Origin of the sequence: Bdellovibrio sp. HCB2-146 (genome assembly GCF_047345725.1) — a bacterium.
Taxonomy (GTDB): Bacteria; Bdellovibrionota; Bdellovibrionia; order Bdellovibrionales; family Bdellovibrionaceae; genus Bdellovibrio.
In genome coordinates this window covers 1,112,642-1,129,010 of the sequence record NZ_JBLEQP010000002.1, presented here as the reverse complement: position 1 = coordinate 1,129,010, position 16,369 = coordinate 1,112,642, and the positions used below count along the sequence as shown (strand labels likewise).

Annotated in this window: 16 protein-coding genes; 4 read left to right on the top strand and 12 right to left on the bottom strand. The window is 45.8% G+C overall.

Annotated features, from left to right (window positions below; genetic code table 11):
• The first annotated feature begins 16 nt into the window (after nucleotides 1-16).
• From ACLWOR_RS16340 to ACLWOR_RS16330, 3 genes are read left to right on the top strand one after another with little or no spacing between them, the layout of a single operon-like run.
• Entirely contained in the window at nucleotides 17-874 is an 858-nt protein-coding gene (locus ACLWOR_RS16340; protein WP_413941867.1) for an ABC transporter permease, read from the top strand.
• The gene (locus ACLWOR_RS16335; protein WP_413941866.1) at nucleotides 871-1,698 is read left to right on the top strand and encodes an ABC transporter permease; all 828 of its coding nucleotides are present in this window, start codon (nucleotides 871-873) and stop codon (nucleotides 1,696-1,698) included. Before ACLWOR_RS16340 ends, ACLWOR_RS16335 begins: the two co-directional genes overlap by 4 nt.
• The gene (locus ACLWOR_RS16330) at nucleotides 1,695-2,480 is read left to right on the top strand and encodes a hypothetical protein (protein WP_413941865.1); all 786 of its coding nucleotides are present in this window, start codon (nucleotides 1,695-1,697) and stop codon (nucleotides 2,478-2,480) included. Before ACLWOR_RS16335 ends, ACLWOR_RS16330 begins: the two co-directional genes overlap by 4 nt.
• Nucleotides 2,481-2,498: 18 nt before the next feature.
• On the opposite strand, the gene ACLWOR_RS16325 is transcribed toward ACLWOR_RS16330, so the two are convergent.
• The 12 genes from ACLWOR_RS16325 to ACLWOR_RS16270 form a co-directional block, all read right to left on the bottom strand.
• A complete protein-coding gene (locus tag ACLWOR_RS16325; RefSeq protein WP_413941864.1) occupies nucleotides 2,499-3,371 on the bottom strand; it encodes an SDR family oxidoreductase in 873 nt (290 codons plus the stop codon).
• Between the two features lie 39 nt (nucleotides 3,372-3,410).
• Nucleotides 3,411-4,877, bottom strand: a complete 1,467-nt coding sequence (locus ACLWOR_RS16320) for an amidase (RefSeq protein WP_413941863.1) — start codon at nucleotides 4,875-4,877, stop codon at nucleotides 3,411-3,413.
• A 122-nt stretch (nucleotides 4,878-4,999) separates the two neighbouring features.
• Entirely contained in the window at nucleotides 5,000-6,100 is a 1,101-nt protein-coding gene (ychF, locus tag ACLWOR_RS16315) for a redox-regulated ATPase YchF (protein WP_413941862.1), read from the bottom strand.
• A 39-nt stretch (nucleotides 6,101-6,139) separates the two neighbouring features.
• Nucleotides 6,140-6,703 (bottom strand): aminoacyl-tRNA hydrolase, encoded by a 564-nt coding sequence (gene pth, locus ACLWOR_RS16310; protein ID WP_413941861.1) that lies wholly within the window; start codon nucleotides 6,701-6,703, stop codon nucleotides 6,140-6,142.
• 75 nt (nucleotides 6,704-6,778) lie between these two features.
• On the bottom strand, nucleotides 6,779-7,429 hold the full coding sequence (locus ACLWOR_RS16305) for a 50S ribosomal protein L25 (RefSeq protein ID WP_413941860.1): 651 nt from the start codon (nucleotides 7,427-7,429) through the stop codon (nucleotides 6,779-6,781).
• Nucleotides 7,430-7,503: 74 nt separating this feature from the next.
• Complete coding sequence (locus ACLWOR_RS16300) at nucleotides 7,504-8,448, bottom strand: ribose-phosphate diphosphokinase (RefSeq protein WP_413941859.1); 945 nt, start codon at nucleotides 8,446-8,448, stop codon at nucleotides 7,504-7,506.
• Nucleotides 8,449-8,689: 241 nt separating this feature from the next.
• Nucleotides 8,690-10,684 (bottom strand): DUF4105 domain-containing protein, encoded by a 1,995-nt coding sequence (locus tag ACLWOR_RS16295; protein ID WP_413941858.1) that lies wholly within the window; start codon nucleotides 10,682-10,684, stop codon nucleotides 8,690-8,692.
• A gap of 27 nt (nucleotides 10,685-10,711) precedes the next feature.
• The gene (locus ACLWOR_RS16290) at nucleotides 10,712-11,617 is read right to left on the bottom strand and encodes a hypothetical protein (protein ID WP_413941857.1); all 906 of its coding nucleotides are present in this window, start codon (nucleotides 11,615-11,617) and stop codon (nucleotides 10,712-10,714) included.
• A 223-nt stretch (nucleotides 11,618-11,840) separates the two neighbouring features.
• A complete protein-coding gene (locus ACLWOR_RS16285; RefSeq protein WP_413941856.1) occupies nucleotides 11,841-12,467 on the bottom strand; it encodes a cytochrome b/b6 domain-containing protein in 627 nt (208 codons plus the stop codon).
• Between the two features lie 14 nt (nucleotides 12,468-12,481).
• Nucleotides 12,482-13,084, bottom strand: coding sequence for an RdgB/HAM1 family non-canonical purine NTP pyrophosphatase (rdgB, locus tag ACLWOR_RS16280; RefSeq protein WP_413941855.1), 603 nt, complete (start codon nucleotides 13,082-13,084; stop codon nucleotides 12,482-12,484).
• Nucleotides 13,084-13,815 carry a ribonuclease PH gene (gene rph, locus ACLWOR_RS16275; RefSeq protein WP_413941854.1) on the bottom strand — a complete coding sequence of 244 codons (732 nt, stop codon included), beginning with the start codon at nucleotides 13,813-13,815 and terminating at the stop codon, nucleotides 13,084-13,086. Before rph ends, rdgB begins: the two co-directional genes overlap by 1 nt.
• Nucleotides 13,816-13,840: 25 nt before the next feature.
• The gene (locus tag ACLWOR_RS16270; protein ID WP_413941853.1) at nucleotides 13,841-14,623 is read right to left on the bottom strand and encodes an N-acetylmuramoyl-L-alanine amidase family protein; all 783 of its coding nucleotides are present in this window, start codon (nucleotides 14,621-14,623) and stop codon (nucleotides 13,841-13,843) included.
• 425 nt (nucleotides 14,624-15,048) lie between these two features.
• Here ACLWOR_RS16270 and ACLWOR_RS16265 point away from each other — a divergent pair, with 425 nt between their 5' ends.
• A complete protein-coding gene (locus tag ACLWOR_RS16265; protein ID WP_413941852.1) occupies nucleotides 15,049-16,284 on the top strand; it encodes a hypothetical protein in 1,236 nt (411 codons plus the stop codon).
• The last annotated feature ends 85 nt before the right edge of the window (nucleotides 16,285-16,369 follow it).

Genomic DNA, 16,369 nt, shown 5'->3' with positions numbered 1-16,369 from the left:
CAGCGTTAGCTTTGTAGTGAAGAAAATTTTGGAGCTTATTACGTCGTTAGCGGTGCTAGCGACGTTGCTGTTTTTATTGCTGCGCCTTTTGCCCGGCGGTCCTTTCGATTTAGAAAGAACACTTGATCCCTCAGTCCAAAAAAATTTGAGTGAATCTTGGGGGATTCACAATCTCACAGACTCCATGATCAGACCCGATCAAAGTGTTTTTGGCATTATTCTGCAAGGTCTCTCCAATACGTTAAGTTTGAATCTGATGGCTTTATTTATTGTGTTGATGGGCTCATTAGGCATGTCACTTTTAGTCGTCAGATACCGCGGTGGCTGGTTTGAACAGTTGATCAATCAGATGCTGATTGTTTTTGTGTCTTTGCCGAGCTTGTTCTGGGGTCCGTTTCTTATTTATCTTTTTGCTTTCTATTTTGATCTTTTACCTGTGGCACTTTTAAATTCACCGGCAAGTTACATTTTACCGGTACTCACGTTGAGCATTCGGCCGTTTGCGACTCTTGTGCGTTTGTTGCAGACCTCCCTTCTCACCAATATTCAGCAGGACTACGCTCGAACGGCGATTGCAAAAGGACTGACATCTTGGGAAGTGCTGGTTAAACATGTCTTGAGAAATTCCTCGATGGCTTTTTTAAGTTATCTGGGGCCTCTGACTGTCTCGCTGGTGTCGGGTTCATTCTTAGTAGAAATTTTGTTTGCGATTCCAGGATTGGGAACGGAATTTGTTCAGGCGATCAACGATCGTGACTATACGGTGATTGCCGGTATTACTTTGTTCTACGGATGTTTGCTTTTAAGTCTCAACACATTGATTGAAATTGTTCAGCGAAATATTGATCCCCGCCTTAAGGAGGACACGCCATGAAGTCCTTCAGTCGTTGGATCGCCCGCGTCTTCCTTGCGGGTTTAATGTTTGCCATATTCTTTGGCCCTTGGATTTTAGGGGAACAAGGCTATGAGCAAAATATGAATGCGGTGCTGGAGGCGCCAAGCTCACAGCATTGGTTCGGAACCGATTCTCTGGGACGAGATCTTTTCGCGCGCACTCTGATGGGTGGGAGAGTTTCCGTTCTTATCGGTCTTGTCAGCGCACTTCTGACTTTTGCACTCGGTTTTGTCTATGGATCCATTGCCGGATGGATGGACGGGTGGATTGATCGCGTGCTGATGCGCTTTTGTGATATTTTGATGGCGATCCCAAGTTTTATTTTGGTCTCGGTCTTTTGCTTGTCATTTCAAAGTATTTTACATCTCAATGATCCACATACCGTGGCACTTTTAAGTTTGTGTTTCGGAATTTCGATTACGCACTGGATGTCGCTGGCTCGTGTGACGCGGGGACTGGTGATGGAAACCAAAAGAAGATCTTTTATTGAGGCGGCCATCGCCCTCGGCGGCACAAAAACTCATATTATCACTCGGCATATTTTCCCCCATGTGATGAGTTCACTGCTAGTCCTTGTCGCGTTACAAATCCCTACAAGCATTTTGTATGAGAGCTTTATGAGCTTTATTGGTTTGGGGATTCACCCTCCGGAAACCAGTTGGGGCATTCTCATGCGCGAAGGCTGGAAAAGTCTTTCAAGCTTTCCCTATTTACTTCTTTTGCCCTCACTTCTTTTATTTTTGACAGTGTGGAGCTTTCACATCTTGCTTGATGATTTCCGAGAGGCGAAAAAGGATATATGAAGTTCTTCTTAGCGGTCTTACTTATCGCAGGGGCTGTAATTTTTCAAAACACGAAAGCTCATGCCGAAGAGGTCGCAAAGTCCTCCGAGCAACCCTCATTAACTGAAGCTCCCGAACCTCCTCAAGAACGTTGGTGGAACTTAGCCCCAATTGTTTCAACTGACATTCCCGTTTTTATTGGTGGTGGTTTTTCGGTTAAAGGGGAGCCGATGGAGTTTCAATTTCAATATGGTCTGACTCCAGAACCTTATGCCGACCTTATCGGTACAGCCGCCGCAGAAATTGCTGGCAATGAGGCTTACAAAGGTGTCGTGAAGGCGGCTTTTGAAAACAACAATATGCTACGGGCTGATTTATTGTATCGCTTTACCGGTAACACGGGTTGGAAAATTGCGATGGCTTATCTTGGTTTACAATCTCAAGGCAAAGCTGAAATCGACGATATTCTTTTTGCAGCTACAGGCCGAGACTACACAAACCTCAAAAATCTTTTAATCGCCGCGGGCCGTGAATCCACAGTTGATATGAATAGCACACTCGGAATCATCGAAGCCTATATTTCTTACGGTTATATGTGGGGAAGAAACTGGAACTTCGATATCAGCTTCGGTGTCGCCAAAGTTGTGGCCGCTGACGTAAAACTCAAAACCGGTCTTCCAAATTTCGAAGCCAGCCAGGCTGGCAGCACCCTCATGCGCAACACCGAAGGCGACCTCGAAGACATCATCTACGAATACGGCACCAGCCCCAAACTAGGCCTCACCCTCCAATACCTCTTCTAACCGAAAACGTGCAAGGGCTTACCAGGGGATTTCGGGGGCGGATTTTTTTAGTCCGCGATTTATGATTTTGTCGGCCATTCGAGCGGGGAGGACTTTCACCAACAGAGCTTGAGTGTGGATGGCTTTTCCGACCAGATAGGAAATGTTGGGCCAGCGGTCTTCGACGGCGCAGATTATTTTTTTTGAAACGAGTTCAACGGGAACTGCTTCTTTGGCGGCTTTCTCAACCGTTATTTGGGTCGCACGTAACAGCGGCCCATATGTTTTTTGTAATTCCGGAGACAGTTTCTTTTCGTGACTTTCACTCGTACGTAAAGACTTCGCCCAAATTTCAGTGCGAATGGGGCCGGGTTCAATCGAGATCACCTTCACGCCAAGGTTGATAACCTCGCGACGTAAGGAATCCGTCAGCCCTCGCAAAGCAAACTTCGATGCCACATAAGGCCCCAAAAATGGAGAGGCCATATGCGCGCTGATCGAGCTGATATTAATAACCCGTCCTTTGCTCTTGCGAATCAGGGGCAAAAATATTTTTGTCACATTAATCACGGCAAAAACATTCACTTCAAAGACACGGCGCCATTCATCCAGTGGTAATGCTTCTTGCGGGCCGCCGACAGCAATACCGGCGTTGTTGATCAGGATAAATTCAGCATCGCCAACTTCCGCAGAAATCATCTGATAAGCAGCGATAATATCGTTTTCAACTGTTACGTCCATTTTCAGGACATGCAAATTGCGCGGATATTTTTCCTGCAAGCGATCCAAAATTTCAGGCTTACGAAGAGCGGCCCACACATGGTGACCGCGAGCGCACAGGGCTTCAGCAGCATTGTAACCAATGCCTGTTGACGTTCCAGTGATGAGAATGTGCTTAGGGTTTTTTGCCATACTAAGCACATTGTAGAGGAGTGCTTTAAAAATAAAAGTCTATTTTCTAGGCGGCACCCAGCCACCAAATGTTGATTCTAAAAATTCCGCCGTCGCAAGGGTCAAATGATCCATGCCGTGCCGAGCTACAACTTGCACTCCCAACGGAAGTCCCTCTGGATTCAAACCCGTCGGTACCGAAGTCGCAGGATTGCCAAGAGTCGTAAAGAGGCCCGTATAAATAAAATCAAAAGGCGACCACAAAACGGCACGATGCTTCGGAGCCACTCGAGAGTGCGGAGGCAAAATCAAAATGCCATCCGGGCCCAGTTTTTCATCTAGATCTTTTTTCATCTGTTCAAGGCCAGTCAGTTCTTCAGTTAAGTCTTTCGAACCGATTCCTAAAATTTCAGATAAAGAGACAATGAGATTTGGCAGAGTGTAATCAGGACGTCCCATCGCAAGCTTGAATAATTCTTTGCCGATCGAAAGATTTTTCTCTGGACCCATCAAAGCCTCATGCAAGTCCTTGGTTTTTGAATTCTTAAGAGCGGCAAACCACATCTTCGTTCCTTTCACAAAGAAACGAGAATCCAGTTCTTCAACGTGAGCACCTAATTCTTCAAACAACTTCCCACAATTCACAACAACCTGTGAAAGTTCACCATCCGTTCCGCGCGCACCATGGAATGAAGGATTCGGACAAATCAAAACGCGACGACCTTCCCACTGCAGTGGTTTTTCGCCGTGGCGAATGTTTTTCAACGTCGAGCGATCATGCTCATCCGCGCCTGCCATTATTTTCGTTAACAAAGACAAATCAGCAGCACGGCGACTTAAAGGACCCACCGAAGTAAACGGATATTTCTCATTCAACAACGTATTAGCAAAATCTCCAGGGCCATAAGGAAAGTGACCTGTGAGTGGCAACCAATAGCGAGAGGGCTTGTGCCCAAACACGCCACAGAAAAATGCCGGAATACGAATGCTCCCGCCGATATCACTTCCCAAACCAAACGGCGAAGCACCAGCCCCAATCAAAGCTCCTTCACCACCACTGGAACCACCGCATGTGCGACTGTCATCATAAGGATTGTTGGTACGGCCATAGATAGGATTATAAGTCTCAAACCAAAAACCTAATTCAGGAACATTCGTCGTTCCCATCGGAATTGCACCCGCATGTTTCATGCGCGCTAATATCGTAGCATCCCAATCCATCACATCATGACGATGATGAATGCTGCCGCCGGTGCGTTTCATTCCCGCATACGCCAACATTTCTTTCACAGTGAACGGAACACCAAAGAGGGGAGGCAGATCCGAAACAGAATGAGCCAAACGCTCTGTTTGTTCACGCGCGGTTTTACGAGCACGAACAAAGTCGTCTTCGACCATCGCATTTAAATCCGGATTGACTTGTTCGATACGCGAGATGTGCGCTTCTAGAACTTCCAGGGGAGAAACTTCTTTTGCTGCTATTCTGCGAGCAAGTTCAGTTCCAGAGAGAGTTAATAGTTCATTCATAAACAATTCCTCTTAAAAGCAAAGATCTTCAGTTGATCTCGAGAGAAATAGTCTACAACTACAAAAAGAAAAGGGGGATTGAAATCCCCCTTTTTAAATTCAAATACACGGCATGTTATTCGTTAGACATTGAAACGGAAGAACATGATGTCGCCATCTTTAACCAGGTACTCTTTACCTTCGACACGGTATTTACCTGCGTCCTTAACAGCTTGCTCTGATTTGTAGCTGAACAAATCTTCACAGTGGTAAGTTTCAGCACGGATAAAGCCGCGCTCGAAATCTGTATGGATCACACCTGCTGCTTGTGGAGCTTTCATGCCTGCGCGAATCGTCCACGCACGCACTTCTTTCTCACCCGCTGTAAAATACGTATAAAGACCAAGCAAAGCATAAGCCTCACGGATCAAACGATTCAAACCCGGTTCAGTTGCGCCCATTGCAGACAAGAACTCAACGCGTTCTTCAGGTGGAAGCAAAGAGATTTCCGCTTCCATCGCAGAACAGATCAAGATTGTTTTGTTATTTTCTTTTGCAGCGTGCGCTTCAACTGTTTTTGTCCAGTCGTTACCACCATTAGAGAAGTCTGCATCTGTGACGTTCATCGCGTAAAGAACAGGTTTCGCAGTTAACAAATGCATTTCTTTAAGGAACGGAAGTTCCAAGTCATCCAAAGTTACTGCACGAGCTGGCAAACCTTGATCCAAAGAAGCTTTTACTTTCTTTGTGACTTCGAAATCCATTTTGATTTTTTTGTCTTGAGTTGATTTCGCCATTTTTTCTAGACGAGCATAACGTTTATCAACCGAATCCATATCAGCCAAAAGCAATTCTGTGTTGATCACTTCGATATCGCGAAGTGGATCTACGGAACCAGAAACGTGGATGATATTTGGATCGTCAAAGCAACGAACCACGTGAACGATCGCGTCTGTTGAACGGATGTGTGAAAGGAATTGGTTGCCAAGACCTTCACCCTGAGAAGCACCTTTTACGATACCTGCGATATCCACGAATTCCATTGTTGTTGGAATAACTTTTTGTGGCTTGATGAATTGAGTGATTTTATCCAAACGCAAATCTGGAACTGTCACAACGCCCACGTTCGGGTCGATTGTACAGAAAGGGTAGTTCGCTGCTTCAGCTTTTGCTGATGTCAGAGCGTTGAAGAGAGTACTTTTACCTACGTTCGGTAGTCCGACGATTCCTACTTGTAATGCCATGGGATCCTTTTCTGTTCAGCTATTCGGGAAGAATGTAGCTTACCCGTTAAATTTTGTCGAAGCTTTTTGAATCCCGTCCTTCATGATGGATTCAATCGCGTCGCCCGCACGATTCAAGAAATCTGGCATCTGCTCGAATTCTTCTTTCGTGAATTTTCCGAGTACATAGTCTGCCACATTATGCTGAGGATTTGCAGGGCGACCAACGCCCAGACGCAAACGAATGTAATCGGCAGAGCCCATAAGGCCTGAGATGCTTTTAATGCCGTTATGGCCGCCGTGCCCGCGGTTTTTCTGAATTTTCATCTGAGCAAAGGGCTGGTCAATCTCGTCGTGAAGCACGATCAAGTGATCAAGAGGGATTTTATAAAAACCCATCAACGGTTGCACAGATTCCCCAGAGAGATTCATGAATGTTTGCGGTTTGCAGAAAATAACTTGGTGATCACCGATTTTCGCCTGCGCGATTTCGGCCTTAAATTGATTTTTGATAGGAGGATTGCCAAGACCTTGGAGCAAATAATCCACGGCCATAAATCCGATATTGTGACGAGTGAGTTTGTATTCTCCGCCCGGATTACCCAAGCCGACGACTAACCACATTTTCGTTCTCCTTCAAAAAGAAAAGCAGCCCCGAGGAGCTGCTTTCTTGAAAAGATTCGCTGTTGAGAGCAATCCTTATTTTTTCGCTGGAGCTGCTGGAGCTTTCGCTGCTGCCGCTGGAGCTGCTGCTGCTGCAGGAGCCGCTGCTGCTGGAGTTGCAACAACTTCTTCTTCTTGAGCAGATACAACCGCGATAGTTTGTTCAGCACCAGTGATGATTTTAACTGAGCCAGATACTTTCAAGTCAGAAACGTGAAGAGCATCGCCTACGCCCAAGTTCGAAACGTCAGCTGTGAAGAATTCAGGGATTTCAGTTGGCAAACACTCGATCTCAACTTGACGAGCAACTTGTTGCAACAAGCCACCTTCAGAAAGACCGATAGCTTTACCTTCAAGACGGATTTCAACGTGTACGCGTACAGTTTTAGAAAGATCCAAAGCGATGAAATCAACGTGTTGTGGACGACGAGTCAATGGGTGAACGTCAACTTGCTTAATAAGAACAACTTTACCGTTCGCGTTTTTGTCAGAAGATTTCAAGTTGAAAAGAGCATTCTCGTAAGCACGAGTGTTGTACTTTACGATGTCACCTTCATAAACGTGTACGTTAGTTGGAGTAACCGCGCCGTAGATTACAGCTGGTACTTTACGGTTTGTGCGAAGAGTGCGGCTGTTGTGTTTGCCAGTTTCGCGTGGTTCAACAGATAGTTCGATTCTGTTTTTCATAATATATTCCTTCTAGTCCGATAGAATGGAGTTAATAAATTCCCTTGCGGGATTGTGTTTCTGCTCAAGCGCCGTTAGTCAAAAAGACTGCTTACAGAATCATTTCCGTGGATTCGTTTGATTGCTTCAGCTAACACTGGAGCGACAGAAACCACTTCGATTTTTCCGCAGTTTTTTGCGGCCTCTGAAAGAGGGATCGTATCCGTAACCCATACTTTTTCGATAGGGCTTTCTTTCAGGCGGCTGATGGCAGGACCCGATAAAACGGGGTGCGTTGCAACGGCGAACACACGTTTTGCCCCATTCTTGTAGAGGCTGTCAACTGCTTGTGTAAGAGTTCCTGCCGTATCGATCATATCGTCCACGATCACGGCCGTTTTGCCAGTGACGTCCCCGATAAGATGCAGAGCTTTTGCCTCGTTCGGGCCGGAACGGCGTTTATCGATGATCGCCATCGAAGATTCGATACGTTTGGCAAAGGCACGGGTTCGTTCAACCCCGCCAGCATCTGGACTCACCGCAACAAATTCAGATCCCTGGCCGTGAGCTTCACGCCAAGCGCGAGCTAAAGTCGGAATCGCGAACAAGTGGTCCACTGGAACATTGAAGAATCCTTGGATTTGGGCGGCGTGGAGGTCCACGCAGACTACCCGGTTGGCTCCAGCTGTTGTCAGCAGATCCGCCATCAATTTGGCAGTGATCGGAGCGCGTGGTGCTACTTTGCGATCTTGGCGGGCATAACCGTAGTACGGAATGACGGCCGTGATGGAAGCGGCTGAGGCTCTTCTTAGAGCATCGAGCATCACAAAGAGCTCCATGTAGTTTTGGTTCACAGGAGGGCAGGTACTTTGCACCACAAAGACGTGCTGTCCTCGAACGCTTTCATGAATTTCAACTTGAATTTCCCCATCGGCAAATGTGCTCACCTCACAAAATCCGAGGTCAACACCGGCTGCTTCAGCCACTTTCTTTGCAAGGGTGGGATTGGCATTAGCGGTAAAGATCTTAAGGCCCTTCATCACTCGTAGTCTCCTGAGTTAAAAGTGCGATTTGAAAGACCCTAGCACATGATTTTTGACTCGAGAAGGTTCTTTTTAATTTTTGCAATGAAGGGAAAAATGCAGCGAGCTGAGGGGGATCAGCTCGCTTGAATCGGGGTATAGAGGGGGTTAGGGGCAGGGGGTTAAGTCGTGAAGAACTCGCGACTTGATCTTGAACCCAATATACCCGGGGCGGGAGGACAAAACCTCCCAGATAATCTTACAACTTTGAGCTGGATTTATAGAGGGAGCGAATCAAATCGCCTAAAGTCTTCATATTTTCGCCGACGGCTTTAATTTCGGCTTCGTCTTTCTTGGAAATTAAGCTTTCGACGGTCGCCTTTGCTGAATTTTCAATCCGAGAGGCACGCTCCGACTCAGTTTTGATTTTCGTATCCGCATTGATAGACTCCTGGTTTAAAGGGAGCCCATAGCCGTCTTCATCTGCAAGGAAAAGGGCCGGTTTGGCAAAGAGCTTGCTGAGTTCCATATAATCATTCGCCAAGTCGACAACATCTTTTTTGCCGCTAGCTTCGGATGTTTTCACTTTGCGTTTTTCCATCGCCTGCAATTCTTCGAACGCAATTTTTTGCACGTCACCCATGATACGTTTTTGCAAACGTTTTTGGATCGCCGTTTCTAGAATTGTGGCCCATGCAGCTGTTTGCAACGCATCTGGAGTGTCTTTCGTGAGCTTGCGGTAGTATTTGCTTCTTTGTGCCGCTGACAGTTCAAAGAAAGCTTTAAAGTCTTCTTCCTTCACGTGCAGATTTTTTTTCACCGAAGCAAAAGCTGTTTTAAAGCGCTCTTCGAAAGAGTCAAAGTAGTAACTTAAGCTCAAAGCTTCTTTGCGATTTGCGAAAACAGAATCATCTGCGCGACCTGAGCGCACCAACGATGCATACAGATCAATCGGAGATTTGACTTCGATAGGTAATAACTCTGGAGAGAACAAAGCACTGCGAATCAAGTTCATGCTCTCTGTCGCACAGTTATTTGAAACGAAGTAGTACTTACCGTTGTAAGACCAATGCGACTCGACGGAACGAGTGACCACGTCTTCAATTTCTTTACGAGAAAGTTTCAAAGGAATGCTCTTGAGTGCACGCAATTCACCTTTTGCATACTCTTCAACAATTTGGTGCAAAGGAATGATGAACAGGCGAGACGGGTACTTCCCAGTCAATCCATCCATTGAGTTGATCGCCATTGAATCAACAAAGGCGCGGTAACTTAAAACCACATGTGAATCAAGATCTGTCAGGCACGTTGGACCCAACTCGTGATTAGGAGCGCAGATCACCAAACGAATCATGGCATGACCCCAACCACTCATCATGGCCTCACCCTTGTCAGCAAGCAAGTAGTGAACTTGATAGACTTTCGCTGGATCAATTTTCATCATTTGCGCAGGTTGCGCACCATTTGCAGGAACAACGTAACTGAGTTCACGGGCACAGTTTTCATTCTCAAACGGGATGTGTTTGAAATGTTGAGAAAGCATGCGGTACATGGTTGGACGACGGCATTTGTATTGCGGATCCAAGAGGAAGTATTCCATGTTCACAGCTAAATTTTCGCGTGGATTTTTAAGCTCGTATGGATCTGGGCTGCGTTCCACCATGCCGTTGAAATCCAAAATAAAACCCGCGGTCATCAAGAAGTAAGGATTTCCTGAAAACGTGGTGTTCATGTTTTTGTAATAACGGCACATTGCAGGCAATTTGTCTTCAATAGCTTGCTGGGCTTTTTCTGAAGAAATTTGCGGTTTACATTTACGAATCCAAGCTTGCTCTTCGGGAGTGTGTTTATTCAATAGATCGTAAAGATGAATTGTTTCATGTAAAACTGTCGCAAGAGCTTCGCGGTAAGCCGTTTTGTGAGCGCGCCCTTCGATAATTCGAGAGCCTGCTTCACCGGCGGCGATATCTTTGATCATGTCTTTTTTTAGAGTGATCGTAGATGAAAAACGACTTGCGTGGCCGACGACCTCATCACCGGGCATTTTTTCGAATCTGACGTTAACGGTTTTTAGAGAGCCTTGAACTGTTTGAGGTAATGTCTTTTTTGCTGTTTCAAGAAAGTTCGCAATGAGAGTTCGTTCCGAAGAAGAGAGTTGCGTGGTGACTTTGTATTCAAGTGACCACGCCGCTTTGGGTGCGAGGAGGGTTGCGATTGAGAGACCAACTAATGAAGACCAATTCAAGGCTTTCATGCAAACCCACCTTCTGAGATGAAAAGATTAAGCTTTTGTTCTTTTTGCAGCTGCTTCTGCAGGAGCAGCTGGAGCTTCGCCTTCGTCGTCAGCTTCTTCTTTTTTCTCTTCAGTCTTTGTCTCAGTTGTTTTTTCACCTTTTTTAATCGCGTTTGTTTCTGCTGATTTTACTGTGCCATCAATTGGGTTCATGCGAACACTGCACAGATATTCTTGATTGGCTTTAACTGTCTCTGTTCCTGTAACTGACGTCACAGAACAGTTTAAGACGCCACCCAGTTTTTCCTTAGCCGAATACCAGCTGCCATCAGAACCAATTTGCGTTTCAGTTGCAGTCAATGTTTGGTAAATCGCTTGAGCATCCACACCGTTGATTTTAAGAAGAGCAGATTGCTCTGAAGAACCTACGACGATAGATAGATCTGTTCCGTTGAAGCCTTCGGTGATTTCTTTTGCTTGTTCATCAACTTTGATTTCAGCTCTTTCAGCAAGAAGGTTTCCTGTTTTGTAGTCGATATAGATATAGCACTCTGCTGAATCAGTTCCACCGACAAGTGAGCGGCATTCTACGCCTTTACCTTTTTTAGAAACCAATTGTTTGCCAGCGACAACATCAGCTGAGCCAGATTCTTCTTTTAAGCGCATGCGATCAAAGATAGCTTGGGCATCTTTGCCGCTGATTTTAATCAGACCTGTGTTTTTTGGGTCTTTCGCAGTCAAAGTGACTTTGTCACCTTTATAGTCTTCTTTAGTCAGATCAATTTTAAGAGGCTCGCGAGTTCCGCGTTCGTTGATCGTGTCAGTTACTGTCGAACCATCGCCGCCGCCTTGGCCTTTTGCTAAGCGAGCTGCTTCTTCTTTGTTTGATTTTGCGCAGGCAACTACAAATAAGCACGCAAGTGCGGTTGTACCGAAAAGCTTTGCTGATTTCATGGTTCGTCTCCTCTTTGTCGAGCCTTTAGTCACCACAGGGGTGATAGTGCCCAAAATCGTAACTTTTTTGGCAGAAATACGGGGTTTTCTGCCTTCGCAAAGGTAGAGAGCAAAAGCATTGCCAACTTGAAGAGATCGTAGGTTTTGGCAGATTTTATCTAATATAGAGTGATGGGATGCTGTCTCAAATTGAGACAGCATGTGCTCGTATGGCAATGAAAAGCTAGGAGGGTTTGTCGCCACCGTTGATCATATCAGACACCAGACCGCGGTCTTTTTGATTTTCTGCGATCACGACACCTGCGATATGGCCCACCACAAAGACGATAAAGAACCACTGCATCAGTTCGTGGGCTTCTTTGATGAGGTCTTCAAGTCCTTCTCCGAGGTGAAGGCTTTCTTCAAAATTTAATATAAGTCCGGTGATAACCATAAACAAAACGGCCAAGTAGAAAAACGCATAGCTTGTTTTGACAAGGTTGTAGTGCCATACGCGAGAAGGAGGGGAGGATTTTGAAGAGACAGAGGGCGCTAAGATCATTTTGCGGTTTTTGAAATACACAATCACGCGATAAATGAGAAGTGCACCAAGAGCAAAGCCCAAGTACACATGCCAATCCCACATATTATCGCGCATTTCTTTAGCGATCTTGCCAGCAACTTCAGGAGTGATTGTGGCGCCCGTTGCTGAAATACGTTCCTCGATAAGTTTGGCGTTACTGCGCCAGCTTAAAAAAGTTTTACGTAAAAGGACGGTCCCCAAGAGACCCAGTATGACGAGAGCGTTGAGCCAGTGCCAGATTCGGAGATTTAAGGGCTGATACTTCCGAAAATTGTAGTTCTTTGGCATGGCTCAATCTCCTTTTAAAGAGCTTTCATTTTTTCAATCAGCGCACGTAAAGCATTAGCGCGGTGAGAGTGTTGATTCTTATATCCTGCACCCAATTCGGCAAGAGTTTGTGTTTGTCCTTCAGGGATGAACACCGGATCGTAACCAAAACCATGCAATCCAGCAGGTTTTAGTGCGATCGTGCCTTTCATTTCGCCCGTGACAACCCATTCTTCGCCAGAAGGTGTGAAGACTACAGTTGAACAATAAAAACGCGCGTTGCGGTTTTTAAGAGGCTTAAGCGCCATCATTTTTAAAAGCTTGGCGACGTTTTCGCTGTCAGAAGCTTTGGGGCCTGCATAACGAGCGGAATGAATACCAGGAAGGTTGTTCATGCCTTCGACTTCTAGGCCGGAGTCTTCACCTAAAACCCACACGCCTTGTTTCACTGCTTTTAAAGTGCGCGCTTTGATACGAGCGTTGTCTTCAAAAGTTTTTCCGTCTTCAGGGCGGGGAGAGAACGTTGGAAGTTCTCCTTGATGATGAATCTTCATGTCTGGAAATTCTTTTTCCAAAAGCATTTTGTATTCAGTGAGTTTGCCTTTGTTGCCGGTGGCAACCCAGAATTCGTTAAACATTATTTGCCTGCCAAACGATAAATTTCGCCAGTGATCGAAGCTTGGTGAATGAATAATTCACGGCAACCTTTTTCCGCCACATCCATCATCGCAAGCAATTGCTGACGAGAAAACGGCGCTTGTTCCGCGGTGCCTTGCACTTCTACGAAGTTTCCATCTTCTGTCATCACAAAGTTCATGTCTGTGTGAATCGAAGAATCTTCGTCATAATTCAAATCCAAAAGAGGACGACCTTCATGTAAACCCACGCTGATCGCCGAAACATAATGCACCAACGGATTTTGTTTGATTTCACTTACGTCCAATAATTTTTTAACGGCCAAAGCAAGAGCGACATAGCCGCCAGTCACAGCCGCTGTGCGAGTTCCGCCGTCTGCATTCAAAACATCACAGTCGATCATGATTTGTTTTTCGCCGAGTTTTTTCAAATCAACAGCCGCACGAAGTGAACGACCAATCAAGCGAGAGATTTCTTGAGTGCGACCACCAGTCATGGTTTTTTCGCGTTTCATGCGAGTGTGCGTTGATCTTGGGAGCATGCCATATTCAGCAGTCACCCAACCGGCGCCAGTACCCACCAGCCATTGCGGAGCTTTTGCTTCGTAAGTTGCTGTGCAAAGAACTTTGGTACGACCGAATTCAACAAGTGCTGAACCTTCTGCGTATTCAGAAACATTCGGTGTGATTTTAACGTTACGTAATTGATCGAAAAGACGGCCATCGACGCGCATAGAAACTCCTTCGGGACTGAAGGGTTCAATTTAAGGTCTTAGCTGCGCTATTGTCCACTTTTTCTTTATATGACACGAGGGCCTTGTATATTTTTTGAGCCAAATCGCCTTGATAATCCTTATTCAGAAGCTTCTTCACTTCGCGAGGATTTGTGAGGAATCCAATCTCAATCAATACTGAGGGCATTGAGGTCTTAGATATCACATAAAACGGCGCTTGCTTGATCGTCGAGGACGCGGCAGATGCATCAGTTTCCCACACGTTGGTGAGAGTTTGTGTGAGGCGTAAACTGGAAAGCATTCTGTTTTGACGACGCAAGTCTTCAACGATCGCAGCCACATCACCTTTTTTAGAAACTTCATCGCCACCCGAGACTTCGTGCATCTCGTGACTTGTGATCATGGCTTGGTTTTCTTGGCTTGCTAAAAACAAACTTTCTTCGTCAGGAGGAAGATTATTTTGAAAGAAGAATTCAACACCCTTTGCGCGAATATCAGAGGCGGAGTTGGCGTGAATGCTGACAAATAAGTCTGCCTTTTTCGCTTCGGCTAAGCGCACACGTTCCGGCAAACTGATATTGCGATCTTGAGTGCGCGTGATGCTGACTTGAAAACTTGGATCTTTTTCGAGTAGGGCTTTCAGGCGATTGGCGACAGTAAGAACGAGCTCGGCTTCTTTGGCGGGACCGTAAACAGCACCTGTATCAATACCACCATGGCCCGGATCCAGCATGATATGCAGGGCCGAAGCAGGGGAAAGAAATCCAAGTGTTGTCAAAGTAACAAAAGCAAAGCGCAACAAGTTCATCTCTTTAGCCTAAAGAGCGAGCAGGAGGAGAAGCAAGTCCAGCACTTGGGGTTCAATTCATTCGTGGTTTTGTCTGCGACTGAGACAATCGAACTCACAAAAAGTCTAGATTCTTAAAGAATCGACGTTAACCCGAAAATCTTTTTTTGAAGCGCTCTCGCCAGCTTAATGTCGAGTTCAAGTTCCGAGGAGGAGCGCCAATTGTCAGTTTATGTCGATTTTCTCGACAGAGGTCGATACATCAGCTCTTGTTTTTTTCGATTTGAAGCATGTTTGTGAGGTTTCTGGGGTTGGCACCTCGCTTGCTCTAGTAGTAAAGCAACCCCCCATGGCGGCCAGGACCCCTCCCCCCCAATCCTGGTCGCTTTTTTTTTGCCTAAAATTCCTCTATCCTTATTGCTGTTCAACATTGAAGGAGAGGACTCATGCAATTGAAACGACTTGGAATGCTTCTTATTGCAGCAGCTATGACTCAAGGAGTGCCTTATCAAAAAGCACTCGCGCAAGATTCATCAGCCATCGACGCTGAAGAGGCAACAGCAGACGCAGAATCGGCAAAAGCAGACGCTGCAGAAGCTAAAAGAAGAGCCGACGAGGAACGTAAACGCCGTGATAAGCAACGCTCAGATGCACAAGCTGCGATTAGCAAAGCTCGTTCATTAGAAGCAGAAGCTAAAAAAGAAACGGCTGAGTCTGAAAGAGAATCCGCAAAACTTCGTGCGGAAGTCGCAGAACACGAAAGAGGCCAGGCCGCTGCTGAAAGAGAGCAAGCTGCTTCTTCTGCGAAAATCAAAGCTGCGCAAGAGAAAACTGCGAAAGCAGCAGCATTGCGTGACGAAGCTAAAAACAAAAGAAAACAACTAGAAGAAAAAGCGAAAGAGCTAACAAAACAAGCTCAAGAAGCTGACAAGCAAGCGCAAGCCGCAACTGAAGAAGGCGTAAAGGCAACGAAAGAAGCTGACGCTGCGAAGTTGGAGTCGATGAAGGCTGAGCAAAACTTGGCGAAATCAAAACTCTTGACGCAAAAAGCACTGGCTGAATCAAAAGCTCGTGAAACAAAAGCCAAACAAGAGATCGCTCGTGCAAATGCTGAAAAAGCAAAAGCTGAAGCAGAGATGCAACAGTTGAAAGTTCAAGGCGAGCACGCTCAAGCTGCTATCGTAAAAGCAGAAGAAGAGTTGAAAGCTTCTCTAGAAGCGACAAAACAAGCTGCTAAAGAAGTAGAACAAGAGCGTAAAAAAGTTGGCGAAATCAAAGCTCAAGAAGAAAAAGCAAGACAAGCAGCTGCAAAAGCTCGTCAAGAACTTGAGAAAAACAAAGGCGAATTGAAAAAAGAAATCGCCGGTGCGAATCTTGATATCGCTCGTTACAAAAAAGGCATCGCAGAGTTCGAAGCACAAACGACAAAGGCGGAAGCTGAGTTGAAGTCTTTGAACGAAGAAGCTGAAAAAGCAAAACAAGAGCGTATTCGCCTGGAGGAGTCCCACGATAACGCAAAAAATAAAGCTGAAGAGACTGGTATCAAACGCGATACCGCTCAGGCAGAAGCTGAGACTGAAAAGATGAAGCTAGAATCTGAACAAATCAGAAGAGAAGCAGCAGGTCTCCCAAAAACAGCCCCAGCAAAAAAAGAAGCCTCAACAAAAAAGAAAAAGAAATAAAAGGTTCCTGCTTCTTTTTTGAGTCTACACCGCGTAAAAAATCAAACCCCACCTCGAAAGATGTGGGGTTTTTCTTTTTGCCGCA